Source organism: Ureibacillus acetophenoni, assembly GCF_900220965.1.
Taxonomy (GTDB): Bacteria; Bacillota; Bacilli; order Bacillales_A; family Planococcaceae; genus Ureibacillus; species Ureibacillus acetophenoni.
Window position 1 is genome coordinate 119,703 of the sequence record NZ_OBQC01000002.1, and the last position, 17,303, is coordinate 137,005.

Sequence of the window (17,303 nt, forward strand, 5' to 3'; positions counted from 1 at the left end):
TTACAACTAGTTTTATCAAAACGTTTTACCCACCCCTAGTTGAGTCATAACCATTAGAATTAGCCAAATGAAAACAAATGCGATTCCTAATAAAAACGCTACTGCACATAACACCAAAAGTGACTTTCCAACATCATCAACTAACCCACTGACAGTACTACTTGAAAACGGTTCGATGATAGCGGCTAGCAGCTTAAATGTCATCGCATGTATTAATAATTTCCCGGCTGGATAAAAGGCAGCTACCCAAAATGCAGACATCGCACCTAGTCCCGCCACCGTCGTAGCCGTTGATTGATATTTATTGAAGATTGAAAAGCCTTGTACAATTAAAGATCCAACGATGGGAATAGTCTGTTCAATAACTTTCTTCACTGGATCTGCAATCGCTTTATCGATTGTAAAAAAGGCAACACCCGTGAATGATAAAATCGTCATGATTGCAATTACTGTTGCTGTAATAATCGTCATTACTGAACCTCTTATTAAATCTGAGGCTTTTCCAAAAGACATTTCTCCGATAAACCGTGTACAAAAATCAAAAATTAATGCAATTGTTACAGCAGGAATCAAAATTCTCTCACATAGCAAAATGAGTAGTTCAAATATAAAGAATATGATTGGACTCCAAGCGATAAAAGAAAAAACAGAATTTAAAATTACGAGTAGTGACATAATGATTGGGTACAATGCTAAGAAGAAATTAGAAAATATTCCTGCTAATTGTGCCATTAATGAAAATGCATCCATTACAGTTTGTCCCAAAGCTAAGACTAGAACGACGATAAATAACGTATCACTCCACTTTTTAAACTTTGGAACATAGGCTTCAATTGCTAAAAATAGGACGGTATACGTGATGATTAACAAGATAGATTGTCCTGCGATCTTCAGCGGATCCAAGAAAATATTTAGTATTTCATTCATTGATCAAGCCCCTTATTGAAGCTTTTCTAATATTGAGGAAAACTTTGATAAAACTGTTGCAAATTCGGTTAGCCAATAAGTTAACAAAACGATTCTTACAGCAATCATGACTAATTCTCCAATGGATTCGTATTCCTGTTCTTCAAAAACTGAATGAATAAGAGACCCAAGTTGGTAGAATAATGCCGAATAGATTAGTTGAGCAACATATGGTACCGAGTGTACATAAGAAAGGAGCTTTTCTAAAAATGGAATCACAAGCATCGACAAAAGGAAATGTAGTAGTATGAAGAAAAATATGATTGCTATTAGAGTGTGTAGTTTTTGGAATGAATCTCTTATCAATAATAAGATTAAAAGTAAGATTACGGCATAAAAAATAAATATCATAAGCTACCTAATTTAAATTCAGCCATTGGAAGAATACTAAGATGTCTCCAAAAAATAGCCGTAAGAATCTTAAAAGTTCTGCAGTTAAATACAAATATGCAATAAAATATAAGAAAAATGAAAATTCCTTTTTGCCGAATTGCTCTAATAAGACATGAAGTAGAGCTAGAATCAACCCTACCCCAGCTACTCGCAAAACGTCCTGTAACTCCATATCTCGACGCCTCCTCGTGTAACGCAGTATATGAGCTTGTATCATTAAATAGACCAGCTCTAGAAAGAAAAATGGGACAACCATAATTGCAATCTTACGCTTATAAAATATTACCTTCATCAAAACACATTATATTTACATGCCTAAATAAAAAATGACTCAAATCCCATAGAAATTTGAGTCATTTTTAGTCGATATTTTATCTATATTATTTCTCAATAAGTTTATAGTTTGACTTTATTGTGCAACGCTTGTTTTAACATTTCCTTTTCCATTACCATTGTTATTTTTAGGTTCTTCAAACAGTGACTTTTTTAAGAAAGGAATTACAAATGGATCTAAACCAAATTTCCCTGCATTTGAACCAGCAAATAGAATCATTAAGCCAATTAATATATCAATAGGATTATGAGAGATTGCTCCAGCCATTAAGAAAGAGAAATTCATTATGATACCAAAGAATGCTGCCGTAGTTGTTAGACATCCAAGTATTAACCCGATACCAACTAAAAACTCTCCCCACGGTACTAAAATATTAAAGATTTCAACATTTGGTAACGCCACATTTTCTAAAAATGAATGATATAATCCAAACACATTCGAACCATCTGGGCCTTTTACCGGATTTTGAACGGCATTATTTAAGAACCCACTTGCATCAAATTGTCCGCCAGTTATTTTACCCCAACCAGCAATCATAAAGTTATACCCTAAATATATACGTAACAGCATCATAATTCCTGCTGCAATATTGTTATTTCTTAACCAGTTGTTAATCATGTTAATCTCTCCTTGTTGTTTGTTTGTAAGGATATAGTAACATGTTATACAACAGAATAATACCTGTTATATGACAGTTCAAATTTTAGTAATATTTTTGTGAATAATTTATGAAATTATGACTTTCGAATAAAAAATTACTCAAACTTCATAGAAATTTGAGTAATTTTTAAATAATATTTTATTGTGCGACACTCGGTTTAACTTTATTTTCTTTATATTCGTTTTTGTGTAGCATTTTTCTAACGTATGGAAGGACAAAGTAATCTAAACCAATTTTACCAGCATTTGCACCAGCAAATAAGATAAGTAAGCCGATTAGAATATCCGTTGGATTATGTGAGATCGCTCCAGCCATTAAGAATGAGAAGTTCATAATTACACCAAAGAAAGCAGCGGCAGTTGTAAGACATCCTAAAATTAACCCTAGTCCAACTAAAAATTCTCCCCAAGGTACCAAAATGTTAAATAGGTCGACATTTGGTAATGCAACATTTTCTAAGAATATATTATATAAACCAAATACACTAGAGCCATCCGGACCCTTTACTGGATTTTGAACTGCATTATTCAAGAATCCACTCGCATCAAATTGTCCACCAGTGATTTTACCCCAACCAGCGACCATAAAGTTATACCCTAAATATATACGTAGCAGCATCATAACAGCTGCAGCAATATTATTATTTCTCCACCATTTGTTAATCATTTGAATCTCTCCTTGTCAAATATGATTTGTAATATGGTCATAGAATACCATGTTATACAACAGCGGAAAATATATTACTAGTACAGTTCATAATTTATCAAAATCTTTGTGACAGTATCATGAATTCAATACTTTTTACCTTCCAATTTTCTTCTTACGAAACATTCTAAAGTACTAATAATGTTAAATTACAACAAAAATCCTGTATAAAATACAAAAAACCAGAAGAAATGATTTTCTTCTGGTTTTTCAACTTATTCATTATGCACGAGATACATACGAACCATCTGTTGTATTAATAACTAATTTATCGCCTTCATTTACAAAGAACGGTACGTTAACTACTAAACCTGTTTGTAATGTAGCTGGTTTAGATCCGCCTGTTGCAGTATCACCTTTAATACCTGGTTCAGTTGCAGTTACTTCTAATGTAACTGTATTTGGTAATTCAATACCTAACATTTCACCTTGGTAACTTTGAATATGAACTTCCATGTTTTCTAAAAGATACATTAATTCATCTTCAATTTGGCTAGCAGCAAGTTCAGTTTGCTCATAAGATTCCATATCCATAAACACGTGAGAATCACCTTGAGCATATAAATATTGCATTTTACGGTTCTCAACCATTGCTTTTTCTACTTTTTCACCAGCACGGAACGTTTTTTCTTGCACGTTTCCATTACGTAGGTTACGTAATTTTGAACGTACGAATGCTGCACCTTTCCCTGGCTTAACGTGTTGGAAATCTAATACACGATATAGGTTACCGTCTACAATAATTGTAAGACCAGTACGGAAATCGTTTACTGAAATCATGAATATTCCTCCATTATAAAATAATTAGTTCTTTTTTCGAATGAGTTAGTACTTCATTACCTGTTTCTGTTATTAGTATATCGTCTTCAATTCGTACGCCACCAATACCAGGTAAGTAAACACCAGGTTCAATTGTTACAACCATATTTGGTTCTAATACTGTGTCAGAACGGAATGATAGTCCAGGTCCTTCATGAACTTCTAATCCAATTCCATGACCCGTTGAATGTCCAAATGCTTCGCCTAGACCTTTTGATTTTAAATAATCTCTTGCTACAGCATCTGCTTCAATCCCAGTCATATTAGGTCCTACTTTTTCTAAAGCAAGTAACTGTGATTCTAACACCGCATTATACATATCGACTAATTGTTGGGAAGGATTACCTACAGCAATAGTACGAGTTATATCTGACACGTAGCCATTATAGTATGCACCAAAATCAAGTGTTACAAAATCGCCCTTTTCAATTACCTTGTTAGTTGCAACACCATGCGGTAATGCACTACGCAATCCACTTGCAACGATCGTATCAAAAGAGGATGATGTAGCCCCTTGTTTTCTCATGAAAAACTCTAATTCATTCGATACCTCAAGCTCAGTAATTCCTGGCTTGATGACATTAAGTATATGTGTAAATGCATTATCTGCAATTTCACATGCAACCTTAATAATATTAATCTCTTCGTTTGTCTTAATCAAGCGAATTTTTTCAATTAAACCAGAAACAGGTATTAAATCTGCCTTAATTTTCGTTTTATAATTTTCAAATGCAGAGTAAGTTACTGTATCTTTTTCAAAACCTAAAGATTTAATCCCCATTTGTTCCACTTGTGTAGCAACTTCATCGACGATTAGTTTCTCGTGTTGAACAATACGGAAGCCTTCAACTTGTTTCTTAGCTTGTTCTGTATATCTAAAATCAGTAATAAAAACAGCGTCATTTTGTGATACAATCGCCACACCCGCTGTTCCAGTGAATCCTGTAATATAACGGCGATTAAATTCACTTGTAACTAGTAATGCATCTATATTTTGTTCAACTAAAGCTTTTCTTAACTTTTCCAATTTTGCCATCTTCAGTTCCCCCTACTTTTTCTCTAAAAAACTTCTTAAAGCTAGATCGTATCCAACTGTTCCTAAACCACATATCTGGCCAACACATTCAGGTGCTAGTAGCGATGTATGACGGAAAGATTCCCGCTTATGTATATTTGATATGTGTACTTCAATAACTGGAACTTTAACTCCAGCAATTGCATCACGAAGAGCGATACTTGTATGTGTGTACGCACCAGGATTAAATACAATACCTTCTACACCAGTATCTTCTGCTTCGTGAATCCAATCTATTAGTTCACCTTCGTGGTTAGATTGTCTAAAATCAACCATCGAATTAAACTCTTTTGAAAGGTTTTCCAATCTTTCTTTAATATCCTCTAATGTTTCACGGCCATAAATTTCAGGCTCTCTTTTCCCTAATCGGTTTAAATTAGGTCCATTTAACACTAAAATTTTCATTCCATTTCCCCCAATAAAACTAGATCCCTATTTTTTCCGCTGTATAGTAAAGATACGGAACCTAGTAACTAAATTACCTTCCATCAATGGCTTTGGAGAAAAAATCCACTGATGGAAGTTTTACTTTATTTTATCACAGTGTCTTCATACGGCAACTCATTTTGTTTTTCATTTGCGTTCGCTTGGAAGTGGAAGCTTGCAGTTTCAAAAACGAATCTTGCTGTAATAATAACCGTAATCATAAACGGTATTGACAATTTCGTGAATGAATTCAATTCTGCAGGTAATTCAAAAATAAACCATTCGATGATTAATGCTACTAATCCCCCAATGAGTAACGATGAAACAAAAGCAGGAACTAGAGCAACGTACTGCATAATCCAATAGAAAATAAAAATAATAATAAAAAGCACTAACCCTAAAAACACCCATTGAATGGATCCATGACTATTTTGGAGTATATTAAATCGTTCAGTATAATCTAATGGATTCCATTGGATGAATTTAAATAAAGCTAACCCACTCAATGAAAGAGTTAAAAAGATAGATGCAGCAAGACTTGTGATTAATGCAATTCTAAACATAGAAACACCTCATTTTTTTCTTTTAGTTTCACCAAAAGGTTAAATTGATATGCTTAGACGTAGTGCTTTTTAAGAAAATTTAGTACAATATAATAGTTACTATTTTTAGATTCTAATAGAGAGTGGTGTACATATTGAGCAAGCAAACACCTGCATATGGAGGACAAGCACTTTTAGAAGGTGTTATGTTCGGTGGTAAGGATCATACGGTTACAGCAATACGACGAACAGATGATTCTATCGAATATTTTTATGCGAAAAAGGAGAAGAAACCTTTATTTCAAAAACTAAAAAAAATCCCTTTCGTTAGAGGAAATATAGCAATTATTGAATCCGCTGGGATTGGTGCAAAACATATGCAATTTTCAGGTGACCGATATGAGGTAGACCCTGGAGAAGAAGAAGAAAATAAGGAAGAAATGTCTAAATTACAAATGATTTTAGGCGTTGCAGTTGTGGGCGTACTTTCTTTCTTATTTGGTAAATTTGTGTTTACTTTAGTACCTGTATTTATTGCAGAATTATTTAAAGCATGGATTCCAGGTAAAACAGGTCAAATCCTTTTAGAAACAGTTATTAAACTCATTTTACTTTTTGCATATCTTTACTTTATATCAATGATGCCTATTATCAAACGGGTTTTCCAATATCATGGTGCAGAGCATAAAGTAATTAACTGTTATGAAAACGGGCTGGACCTAACCGTTGAAAACGTACAAAAACAATCTCGTTTACATTACCGTTGTGGTTCAAGTTTTATTTTATTTACAGTTATTGTAGGGATGTTTGTTTATTTCCTATTCCCAACAGATCCACTTTGGTTACGCGTGATTATTCGAATTTTATTAATCCCTGTTGTTATAGGAATTTCTTTTGAAGTTCTACAAGGAACAAATGCAATAAGAGATATCCCTGTACTAAAATACTTAGGATATCCCGGTCTATGGTTACAATTATTAACGACTAAAGAGCCAAAGGATGAAATGGTCGAAGTATCAATCGCTTCATTTAAGAAACTTCACGAAGTTGAGAGAAATCCAGAAATTGCAAAAGAATTACACCATGAATAATTTTAGAGAGAGTTTGGTAACTAACCAAACTCTCTTTTTTTCGGTATTGTATCTGCTCTCTTTTACGTAATAAAAAGGAGACATCTTGAAATTTCACTTTCAAGATATCTCCTGTTCATTTAACTTATAAACCACATTTTAGTTGTGCACCACAGCTTGTACATGTGTTACAGCCACCTAATTCTTCAACTGTACCTTGACGACAAACAGGACATGTATTTCCTACTTCAGATCCTATTGTTACATTTGTTGTTTGAAGAGGTGCAATTGTATCAACTAATACAACCGGTTGTTTTTCTTTCTTTTCTTCTTCTTTCAACTCATCAAATGATAATTGCTCATCATGAGAAGACGAAGATTCAGCTTTTAATGTTAATACTTGCGTGTCACGGCTGCCATCAACATAAACCGTACCACCTTTTGCTCCACCTTTGTACAGTCGTTCGTATACTTTTTGTACTTGTTCGACTGTGTAGCCTTTTGGTGCATTAACAGTTTTTGAAATCGATGAATCCACCCAACGTTGGATGACACATTGCACATCTGCGTGCGCTTCAGCCGTTAAATCCATTGATGAGATGAACCAATGTGGTAAATTGTTTTCATCTGCTTCTGGATGACGATCTAAATATTCTTGTACGATTTCAGCCTTTACTTCGATAAATTTACCTAGACGTCCTGAGCGGTAATAAACGAATGAGAAGTAAGGTTCTAGGCCTGTTGCAACGCCAACCATTGTACCTGTGCTCACAATTGTTACTCTCTAATAATAGAGGGCGGGATTATTAGTACCCGCTCCATATGTCGCCATATGGGTCAGACTATATCATCAACCATTTTTGAATGTCTTTTTCTATGACATGGATATTCGCAAAGTGTAATTAAATTTGAAATCTCATTTGCTTTTTTCCACTCACCATTAAAGTTTCTGAAAGGAATAATATGGTGTACAGAAAGTTCCTTACCATATTCCTTTTCTGTTATACCGCAGTCTTGACATGTAAAATTGTCTCTTTTTCTTACTTTGCGTCGTTGTGCTCTCCAATTTGGTCCATAGTAATCTATGTCGCCACCTCTCCATGTTCCACTATTTTCACCAGCGAACATGTTAGATTTAGCATAATAATCACTCATACATTCAATAGAACAAAAATTATGTTCCGTTAATTCTGAGGGTTTTTTAAAAATTACTGTTGGGCAATTATTGCAAATTACCATAACTCTCTTCTGCAGGAGTTCTTTTGCTCTTCGTCCATTAGCTTTGCCTAAACACTCTTTTGAACAATATTTTACACTTGATAATCTAGAAGGAATAACTTTAAATTGCTTTCTACACTCTAGACACTCAATTAACACCTTTTCTTTTCGTATAGGAGCGAATAATTGTTCTTTATACTTCCTTTGGAATTTAGCTTTACAACCTTGGGAACAAAAAGAATACTTAGTTTTCTTTAAAACAGAAGGTTTTCTTAAAAGCTCCTTACTACAATAGTCACAACGAACAATCTTTTGCGTTTTCAAATGTTCAAATGCAGCAGGATTCTTAGTTTGGTATTCACCTTTACATTTTCGAGAACAATACTTTTTTCTGTCAAATTGACTGGGTTTTACTTTAATTTCCTTTCCACAATTAAGACAATTCTTTTTCAATGGAATCACCCTACCTTGTTTTAAATAATTATAAAACAAGAACAAGTGTTCCTCAATATATTTTGGTTGCTCGGCATGTAGTCGTTGAGGGGTCAGCCACGACTTCCCTGCGGATTGTCTGGTAGATAATTAGTCAACACTTTTACATTTTTACCTATTTTAGCTGGCAAGGCTTGGTAGTAAAAGATACGCCAGAGTTTCCCGCATATAGCCAAGTTTACGCTACATTTTTACAAATGTAGGGGGCAACATGTTTACCCGTAGGTGCAACGGTTAATAGATGTGAGTTGCGTATACCATTTTCAAGTACACCTTGACGTACGTGTTCAGGCATACTACTCATGTAACCTGTATTAATGAAGGCTTGTCTTAAGCGATTTGTTTCTTCTTCTGTTTGACCTTGTAAGAATGGGAAGCTTCCACGCTCTTTACCAAGTTCAATAGATGTTTCATATGCAGTTACTGCAATCGTTTCAAAGATTTTATCTACAAGTTTGTTACCTTCTTCTGATCCATACTCTTTTTCACAGTAAATTAACAAGTCTGCAAGACCCATAACTCCAAGGCCAACACGACGTTCACCTAAAGCTTGTTTACGGTTTTCTTCTAGGAAATATGGAGTTGCTTCAATAACATTATCTTGCATACGTACACCAGTGCGTACAGTTTCTTTTAATGCTTCATAATCAACTGATTGTTGATCTTTAATAGCAAATTGCGCTAAGTTAACAGCTGCTAAGTTACAGACTGAAAACGGAGCTAGGGGTTGTTCCAGTAATAATAATTGTTATCCTAAAGGCTTTTTATCCTCTAGTTCTTACAGTTCCTTTTCCTGTAAGTTCAGCATACATTTTCATTACACACTTTTTTCATGAATTTTAATAACTCTTTTCTCCCATAAAATTTATAACCTAAATCAAATACTTTAACCTCATATCCCCATGGGATAGAATGATAATCCAAATATTTAGCATATGCATATTCATAAGAACTCCTTAAATAATGTCCTTTATAAAAACTAGCATATCCCCTATTCAATTTTATCACCTCAAGGTGTTTGATTAGTTATAATTGTGTGTAATGTTGCGGTCTCGTGCTCGGATTATAGTCTACATAAGTAGGATCACCGAGTATGCGTTGCCCCTGACTAAAGCTTTACCTCTAGCCTTCGGTTCGGATTAGCGTCTCAGCCTTCCCGCTTTATCCCGCAATTTTTAACGTGAGGCGAACTCCACCACACGGGTTCGTAGCTACAACTTTTTGCCCGTATGCTCGAGCATTTGTCATATCATTCGCATTATCAATGAAGAAAATGCCTGGCTCTGCAGCATACGTCGCACATACGTTGATAAGGTTCCAAAGTTCACGTGCGCGGATTGTACGATAAGTGCGTACACGGTAACCAAGTTGTTCCCATTCTCTAACGTCCCCTACTTCATGCCATTTCTCATTATAAATAGCCATTTCTTCAGGTGTGTAGTTTGCTACGTCAGGGAAACGAAGTTCGTATTCTTCGTCGTTTTCAACTGCTGCCATAAACTCTTTCGTTAAAGTAACCGAAATATTTGCTCCAGTTAAGAACTCAGGGTTATGAACACTGTAAGTTCCACCATCACGAAGCTTTTGTTCAGCTTCTTTAATAATAGACTCACTAAAACCACCAAGACCAGGGAAGTTTTTATAGTTTACAATACCTTGATACATAGCTTCTTCTTGGGCAGTAAAAGGTTGGAATTTTAGTTTTTCTTGTGCTTGACGAGAGATTAGCTCATCGTTCGTATTTTCAATTAAATAACGTAAAATACGTGGATTTTGCATTTTTGAAATAATAAATTCCACGATATCAGGATGCCAATCTGCGAGCATTATCATTTGAGCGCCGCGTCTAGAACCTCCTTGTTCTACGAGGTGTGTCAATTTAGCAATATCATCAAGCCATGATACAGAACCACTTGATTTACCATTTACACCGCGCGCTAATGTATTACGTGGACGAAGAGTTGAACCATTCGTACCAACGCCACCACCACGGCTCATAATTTCCATTACTTGCTTACGATGATCACTAATTCCTTCACGACTATCAGGAACAAATGGCATAACGTAGCAGTTAAAGAACGTTACGTCAGTTTGTGAACCCGCTCCGTATAGGACACGTCCAGCCGGTACAAATTTAAGCGATACTAGCTGTTCATAAAACATATTAAACCATTTCTTACGGTCTTCTTCAGTTTTTTCAACAGCTGCAAGACCTGTGGCATTTCGTTTTGCAATTTGTTCATAAAACACTTCTAGAGGCTTTTCAATTACGTCTAAAGAGCGAACAATGACTCCTGTCTCTTGTTCTTGTGGATTCTCTAGAACATGACGATACTCTTCTTCAATTAAGATTTCTGCTTTTTTTGTTTCAATATCAATTGATCGGATATATCCTAAACCTCTAGCAGGAAACTTAGGATCTTCTTTAATTGTTAAAACTACAAAATCTCCAGTTTTTAACGTTTTCTTTTCCGTATCTTTAAAAGAATAACGGTCAATCATTACTAATCTTGATACACCTTTATGTGTAATGTGCATATCTGGTGTAATTGGATGAACTTGAGGAAATTTCTCGATGTCTTTGTTGAGTTGTTCTACGAGGATGGTTGCTTCCTTTGCATCTACCAATACCATCAGGCAGCCTCCCTTTTCTATATTCTACATCTAGTATACTATCTAACGCCTATCAAACACAATATATTGTGTTGCTTTAGATGAGAATGATACTAGATGTAGATTTATTTTGTCTTAGAAAAGATTACCTCATAAATTTTTTCAATGCAAGGGGTTGATTTTTTCAAAAATGATAGAAACCAATAAAATACAAGGATTGGAACTATTAAAAAAATTTTCTAAATATTTTATACCAAAAAGTAATATAGTTATTTTCTATAATTCCATTCATCTGTCATATATTTACTTTCTTCTAAATGCTTTACATATTGTTTTTGTTCATCAGTTAATTCATAGTGTACTAAATCAATATTTAAAGAATCCTCAAAGCCTTTTTTAAACGCTTCTATACATTGAGGGATAGTAATTCTTCGATCGGTTAGACGGTTAATAGCAACTGCTTTTTCGGGTAACTCCAATCGCATTTTTTCTTTCGCTTCTTCTGAAGAGAATTTGAATACAGATAGTAATTTATCTTCATCCAAATCGAGTAAAATGGCACCATGTTGTAATATGACACCCTTTTGTCGAGTTTGAGCACTTCCTGCAACTTTTTTTCCTTCAACAACTAGTTCATACCAACTAGGTGCATCAAAACAAACTGCACTTTTTGGTTTTTTCAGATCTGTTAATTTTTCCTCTGAATCGGGAACACTAAAATAAGCATTTAAACCTAAATTTTGAAATCCTAATAATAATCCTTCGCTTAACACTCGATACGCTTCTGTAACTGTTACAGGCATATTTGGATAACTTTCGGTTACGATAATACTATAAGTCAATTCACTATCATGTAAAACCGCACGACCTCCAGTAGGACGACGGACAAATCCAAGATTTTGTGATCTTACAGCATTTAAATCGATTGCTTTTTCAGCACTTTGAAAATATCCAATTGATAGAGTTGCGGGATTCCATTCATAGAATCTAATAACAGGAGGGATTTCTCCTTTACTATGAAACTCTAATAATGCTTCATCTAATGCCATGTTATATGATGGGCGACTAGGACCTGAATTTATAAAATACCACTTTGTTTTCATCTCTACATCTCCTCACAATGTAATCTATTTTATCAAACTGATTGAACTATCGCTACTTTCTCTTTTATAATGGTATAAGAGATAGAAAGGAGAAATATTTAGTGCAAGTACTTTATACTATTGCGATTATACTTGTTGTAATAATTGTGTATGTAGTAGTAAATTCATTACGCTTGAAAAAAGCCGTGACGAACTTAACACAAGAACAATTTATACAAGGTTATCGAAAAGCCCAATTAATTGACGTTCGTGAAACAAAGGAATTTGACGCTGGTCATATTCTAGGTGCAAGAAACATCCCTTCCACTCAGCTTCGCCAACGTTATAAAGAAATTCGCCCAGATTTACCAGTATACTTATACTGTCAAAATACTGGTCGTAGTGCGAGAGCTGCGCTTCTTCTTAAGAAAAAAGGTTATAACCAAATTTACCAGCTTCAAGGTGGTTTTAAAACTTGGACAGGGAAAATTAAATCTAAAGCGTAAGAATTTACTTACACAAAGATGAATAGTGGACTTGCATTAATTTTAATAATGCAAGTCTTTTTTTGTTGTGAAACATAATCAGTTTACGAAATAATGAAATATTTGTGGATAATTGTTGAATTTCGTTTTAAATTATTCACGTAATCATTATGTAGTATTCAAATTCCTACTATTATATAGTAGTTTTTCAAAACTATTAAGAAAAGTAAAATATAATTGGTACTTCATTCTTATTTCCTTGGATATTACTTATTAAATATTTGATACAAATGAAAGGCCCGTTTTGGAAGGTAAACTTCCAAGACGAGCCCTTAATAATTTTTCTATGCTTTTTGATAACGTAGAATCGGAGTTCTAGCTGCACGTGTTTCATCTAAACGGCTTATAACCGTAGTGTGAGGTGCTTCTTGTACGATAGAAGGATTTTCTTCTGCTTCTTTAGCAATTTGTATCATTGCGTCGCAGAATGCGTCTAACGTTTCTTTAGACTCAGTCTCAGTTGGTTCAATCATTAATCCTTCTTCTACATTCAATGGGAAGTAGATTGTTGGTGGATGATAACCAAAGTCTAGTAGACGTTTTGCAATATCTAATGTACGTACACCTAATTTCTTTTGACGACGACCTGATAATACAAACTCATGTTTACAATGACGGTTGTATGGTAGATCAAAGTATGGTTCTAAGCGGCGCATCATATAGTTTGCATTTAATACAGCGTATTCTGTTACTTCTTTCAAGCCTTCTGGACCCATTGAACGGATATAAGTATATGCACGAACATTAATACCGAAGTTTCCGTAATATGGTTTAACACGTCCAATTGCTTGTGGGCGATTGTAATCAAAATGGAACGTGCCATCTTCTTTTTTCACTAAAACTGGTTTTGGTAAGAAAGGAATTAAATCTGCTTTAACCCCTACAGGACCTGAACCAGGACCCCCACCACCGTGTGGACCAGTAAATGTTTTGTGTAAGTTTAAGTGTACACAGTCAAAGCCCATGTCACCAGGACGCGCTTTAGACATAACTGCGTTTAAGTTTGCACCATCATAGTATACTTTCCCACCAACACTATGAATAATATCAGCCATTTCAATAATGTTTTCTTCAAATAAACCTAAAGTATTAGGATTTGTAAGCATAAGTGCAGCTGTATCTTCACCTACAACACGACGTAAATCTTCTAGATCTACTAATCCATCTTCATTAGATTTAACTGTAATCGTTTCAAATCCAGCAACAGCGGCTGATGCAGGGTTTGTTCCGTGGGCAGAATCAGGTACGATAACTTTATTTCGATGACCTTCACCGTTTGCTTCGTGGAATGCACGGATCATCATAAGTGCTGTCCATTCACCGTGTGCACCAGCAGCAGGTTGTAAAGTAACTTCATCCATACCAGTAATTTCAACAAGTTGCGTTTGCAGGTTATAAAGTAATTCCATTGCACCTTGAACAGTTGATTCATCTTGTAATGGGTGAAGATTCGCAAATCCTGACATACGAGCAACATTTTCATTAATTTTTGGATTATATTTCATCGTACAAGAACCAAGTGGATAGAAACCAGAATCAACCCCATGGTTACGACGAGATAATGCTGTATAGTGACGCATAATATCAAGTTCTGATACTTCTGGAAGTTCTGCAGCTTCCTCGCGAATAGATCCTTCAGGTAATAGTTCAGATAAGTCGATATCTTCAACATCTAGTTCAGGTAAACTATAACCAACACGGCCTTCTTTCGTTAATTCAAAAATAAGTGATTGGTTTTCGTTATGCATTGTAAGCCCCCATTTCTGCAACTAAGCTCTCAATTTCCTCTTTTGTACGTAATTCAGTTACCGCAATTAGTACGTGGTTTTCTAGCTCTGGATATACTCGACCTAAATCAAAACCACCGATAATTCCCTTTTCTAACAATTTTTTATTAATTTCTTGAACAGGTTTATTTGTTTTCACTACGATTTCGTTAAAATGAGCGCCTTGGAAAGGAACTTCAAATCCAGCAGCTTCAAAAGCATTTTTCGCAAATCTAGTTTTCACGATATTTTGCTTCGCGATTTCTTGAACACCTTTTTTACCTAGTGCAGTCATAGCAACTGATGAAGCAAGAGCTAATAAAGCTTGGTTCGAACAGATGTTAGATGTCGCTTTTTCACGACGAATATGTTGTTCACGAGCTTGTAATGTTAATACAAAGCCACGACGACCTTCTTGGTCAACAGTTTCTCCAACTAAACGACCTGGAACTTTACGCATTAATTGCTTCGTTGTAGCAAAATAACCACAGTATGGTCCACCAAAGCTTTCAGGAATTCCGAAAGGTTGTGCATCTCCCACAGTAATATCTGCACCAAGTTTTCCAGGTGGTGTTAAAATACCTAATGCAAGAGGGTTTGATGATACGACAAACAAACTTTTTGCATCGTGGGCTAATTCACCAATTGTTTTAATATCTTCAATTTGACCAAAGAAGTTTGGATACTGAACCATAACAGCAGCTGTATCACTATCAAGTAATTCTTTTAACGCATCAATATCTGTAATCCCGTCTTTTGTTGGAATTGTTACGACATCAATAGATTGACCTTTTGCGTAAGTTGATACAACGTCACGATATTCTGGGTGTATCGCTTCAGAAACTAATAATTTTTTACGTCTTGTATGTGCTGCAGCTAACATTCCTGCTTCTGCCAATGACGTTCCGCCATCATACATAGATGAGTTAGCTAAATCCATGCCAGTTAGTTCTGCAATCATTGTTTGGAATTCAAAGATTGCTTGTAACTCACCTTGTGAAATCTCTGGTTGATATGGAGTGTAAGCCGTATAAAATTCAGATCGTGAAATCACGTGGTCAACAATAATTGGTTTATAGTGGTTATAAATTCCAGCACCTAAAAATGATACATTTGTTTCTGTATTGCTATTTTTATCTGCTAATTGTTTTAACTCTTTAAGTAAAGCAGACTCTGATTTAGCTTTTGGAATATTATATAATCCTTGATAACGAACTTTTTCTGGAATATCTGAAAATAATTCATCAATACTATTTATTCCAATCGTTTCAAGCATTTCTTTTTTATCTGTCTCCGTCATCGGAAGATATCGATGTGTCATGTTTTTAGACCCTCTTTCCATTATTTTGAGCGTTTATAAAATGGTGTTGCCACAATTTTTGCTTTTAGTTTTTTATTACGAACTTCGATGTCTAATTCAGTATCAAGTTCCGTAAATTTAGAGTCAATTAATGCATATCCGACGTTTCTCTTAGTTGATGGTAATTGTGTACCTGTAGTAATTTCACCAATTTCAACATCATCTATAAAGACTTTGTAACCATGGCGAGGAATACCTTTATCGATCATTTCAACACCAACAATTTTTCGTGGTAAGCCAGCTTCTTTTTGTGATTGAAGAGCTGTTTTACCAATGAAGTCACTTTCTTTTTGTAACTTCACTGCAAAACCAATTCCAGCTTCTAGTGGTGTAATATCTTGCGATAACTCTTGACCATAAAGTGGAAGTCCAGCTTCAAAGCGAAGTGTATCACGAGCACCAAGACCAGCTGCTACGACGCCTTTATCTTTACCTGCATCTAGTATTTTGTTCCATAAAACAACTATTGCAGTAGGTGCGCCATAGAGTTCAAACCCATCTTCACCTGTATAACCACTACGTGATACGAGTACTTTATTACCTGCTACATCTACTTGATCACGGAATTTGAAAGGTTTAATTTCTGAAAGGTTTTCTTCTGTCAAAGTTTGAAGAACTTCTTCAGCTAATGGTCCTTGTAAAGCAATTTGGGCAAATTCATTTGATTGATTTGTAATTGTTACATTACCTTCAGCATGGCTTAACATCCACTCGTAATCTTTTTCAATATTTGCAGCATTAACACATAATAAATAACGATTATCTTCAAGCTTATAAACGATTAAGTCGTCAACAACCCCACCGTTTTCATAGCACATTGCATTATATTGAGCAGCACCAATTTGAATTTTTGAAATATCATTTGATAGTAATTTTTGTAAATAGTTTAAAGCATCGCTACCTTCTACAAAAATTTCACCCATGTGTGATACATCAAATAGACCAGCACGATTTCGAACTGCGTCATGTTCTTCTTTAATTGACGAGAATTGAACTGGTAACTCCCAACCACCGAAATCGATTGTCTTTCCACCATATTTTGCATATTCATTAAATAGAGGTGTTCGCTTTAAATTAGCTTCCATTTTAATCTCCCCTTTAAATAGTAATCACTTTTTATTTTGTTTTGAGGGACCATAAAAAAAGACAGAAGAATCCCTCATTAATTGAAGAATTCTCTGTCCTTGCACCTGAAAGTTACACCAAGTTAATCATATAGATTAACAAGGCTTTCCC

At 34.9% G+C, this 17,303-nt stretch carries 16 protein-coding genes and 3 pseudogenes; 2 read left to right on the plus strand and 17 right to left on the minus strand.

Annotated elements, in window-relative coordinates; translation table 11 throughout:
- Positions 1-15 precede the first annotated feature (15 nt).
- From CRO45_RS03290 to CRO45_RS03330, 9 genes are all read right to left on the minus strand, one after another.
- The gene (locus tag CRO45_RS03290) at positions 16-927 is read right to left on the minus strand and encodes a stage III sporulation protein AE (protein WP_097148216.1); all 912 of its coding nucleotides are present in this window, start codon (positions 925-927) and stop codon (positions 16-18) included.
- Positions 928-939: 12 nt separating this feature from the next.
- The gene (locus CRO45_RS03295; protein ID WP_097148217.1) at positions 940-1,317 is read right to left on the minus strand and encodes a hypothetical protein; all 378 of its coding nucleotides are present in this window, start codon (positions 1,315-1,317) and stop codon (positions 940-942) included.
- A 7-nt stretch (positions 1,318-1,324) separates the two neighbouring features.
- Entirely contained in the window at positions 1,325-1,531 is a 207-nt protein-coding gene (locus CRO45_RS03300) for a stage III sporulation protein AC (RefSeq protein WP_097148218.1), read from the minus strand.
- A gap of 237 nt (positions 1,532-1,768) precedes the next feature.
- Complete coding sequence (locus CRO45_RS03305) at positions 1,769-2,311, minus strand: DoxX family protein (protein ID WP_097148219.1); 543 nt, start codon at positions 2,309-2,311, stop codon at positions 1,769-1,771.
- 181 nt (positions 2,312-2,492) lie between these two features.
- Positions 2,493-3,020 (minus strand): DoxX family protein, encoded by a 528-nt coding sequence (locus CRO45_RS03310; RefSeq protein WP_097148220.1) that lies wholly within the window; start codon positions 3,018-3,020, stop codon positions 2,493-2,495.
- Positions 3,021-3,281: 261 nt separating this feature from the next.
- On the minus strand, positions 3,282-3,839 hold the full coding sequence (efp, locus tag CRO45_RS03315) for an elongation factor P (protein ID WP_097148221.1): 558 nt from the start codon (positions 3,837-3,839) through the stop codon (positions 3,282-3,284).
- A 13-nt stretch (positions 3,840-3,852) separates the two neighbouring features.
- Positions 3,853-4,914, minus strand: a complete 1,062-nt coding sequence (locus tag CRO45_RS03320; protein ID WP_097148222.1) for a M24 family metallopeptidase — start codon at positions 4,912-4,914, stop codon at positions 3,853-3,855.
- 12 nt (positions 4,915-4,926) lie between these two features.
- Positions 4,927-5,358 carry a type II 3-dehydroquinate dehydratase gene (aroQ, locus tag CRO45_RS03325; protein ID WP_097148223.1) on the minus strand — a complete coding sequence of 144 codons (432 nt, stop codon included), beginning with the start codon at positions 5,356-5,358 and terminating at the stop codon, positions 4,927-4,929.
- A gap of 125 nt (positions 5,359-5,483) precedes the next feature.
- A complete protein-coding gene (locus CRO45_RS03330; protein ID WP_097148224.1) occupies positions 5,484-5,942 on the minus strand; it encodes a hypothetical protein in 459 nt (152 codons plus the stop codon).
- Between the two features lie 185 nt (positions 5,943-6,127).
- Between CRO45_RS03330 and CRO45_RS03335 the strand changes: the two genes are divergently transcribed.
- On the plus strand, positions 6,128-7,012 hold the full coding sequence (locus CRO45_RS03335) for a DUF1385 domain-containing protein (protein WP_097148638.1): 885 nt from the start codon (positions 6,128-6,130) through the stop codon (positions 7,010-7,012).
- 124 nt (positions 7,013-7,136) lie between these two features.
- Here the strand turns inward: CRO45_RS03335 and CRO45_RS03340 are convergent.
- The 5 genes and pseudogenes from CRO45_RS03340 to CRO45_RS03365 all read right to left on the minus strand — a co-directional run.
- Positions 7,137-7,760: pseudogene (locus CRO45_RS03340) on the minus strand (response regulator SirA); the annotation flags it as partial.
- Positions 7,761-7,828: 68 nt separating this feature from the next.
- A complete protein-coding gene (locus CRO45_RS03345; protein WP_097148226.1) occupies positions 7,829-8,662 on the minus strand; it encodes an HNH endonuclease in 834 nt (277 codons plus the stop codon).
- Positions 8,663-8,879: 217 nt separating this feature from the next.
- Positions 8,880-9,434, minus strand: a pseudogene (locus CRO45_RS03350) (vitamin B12-dependent ribonucleotide reductase); the annotation flags it as partial.
- Positions 9,435-9,895: 461 nt separating this feature from the next.
- Positions 9,896-11,335: pseudogene (locus CRO45_RS03360) on the minus strand (vitamin B12-dependent ribonucleotide reductase); the annotation flags it as partial.
- Positions 11,336-11,583: 248 nt separating this feature from the next.
- Positions 11,584-12,417, minus strand: a complete 834-nt coding sequence (locus CRO45_RS03365) for a lipoate--protein ligase family protein (RefSeq protein WP_097148229.1) — start codon at positions 12,415-12,417, stop codon at positions 11,584-11,586.
- A gap of 101 nt (positions 12,418-12,518) precedes the next feature.
- Between CRO45_RS03365 and CRO45_RS03370 the strand changes: the two genes are divergently transcribed.
- Positions 12,519-12,902 carry a rhodanese-like domain-containing protein gene (locus CRO45_RS03370; RefSeq protein WP_097148230.1) on the plus strand — a complete coding sequence of 128 codons (384 nt, stop codon included), beginning with the start codon at positions 12,519-12,521 and terminating at the stop codon, positions 12,900-12,902.
- A gap of 323 nt (positions 12,903-13,225) precedes the next feature.
- Here CRO45_RS03370 and gcvPB read toward each other — a convergent pair whose 3' ends face one another.
- The 3 genes from gcvPB to gcvT are packed head-to-tail and all read right to left on the minus strand — an operon-like array spanning position 13,226 to position 17,152.
- Positions 13,226-14,689 (minus strand): aminomethyl-transferring glycine dehydrogenase subunit GcvPB, encoded by a 1,464-nt coding sequence (gene gcvPB / locus CRO45_RS03375; protein ID WP_097148231.1) that lies wholly within the window; start codon positions 14,687-14,689, stop codon positions 13,226-13,228.
- Entirely contained in the window at positions 14,682-16,028 is a 1,347-nt protein-coding gene (gene gcvPA / locus CRO45_RS03380) for an aminomethyl-transferring glycine dehydrogenase subunit GcvPA (RefSeq protein ID WP_097148232.1), read from the minus strand. Before gcvPA ends, gcvPB begins: the two co-directional genes overlap by 8 nt.
- 20 nt (positions 16,029-16,048) lie before the next feature.
- Entirely contained in the window at positions 16,049-17,152 is a 1,104-nt protein-coding gene (gene gcvT, locus CRO45_RS03385) for a glycine cleavage system aminomethyltransferase GcvT (protein WP_097148233.1), read from the minus strand.
- Positions 17,153-17,303 lie beyond the last annotated feature (151 nt).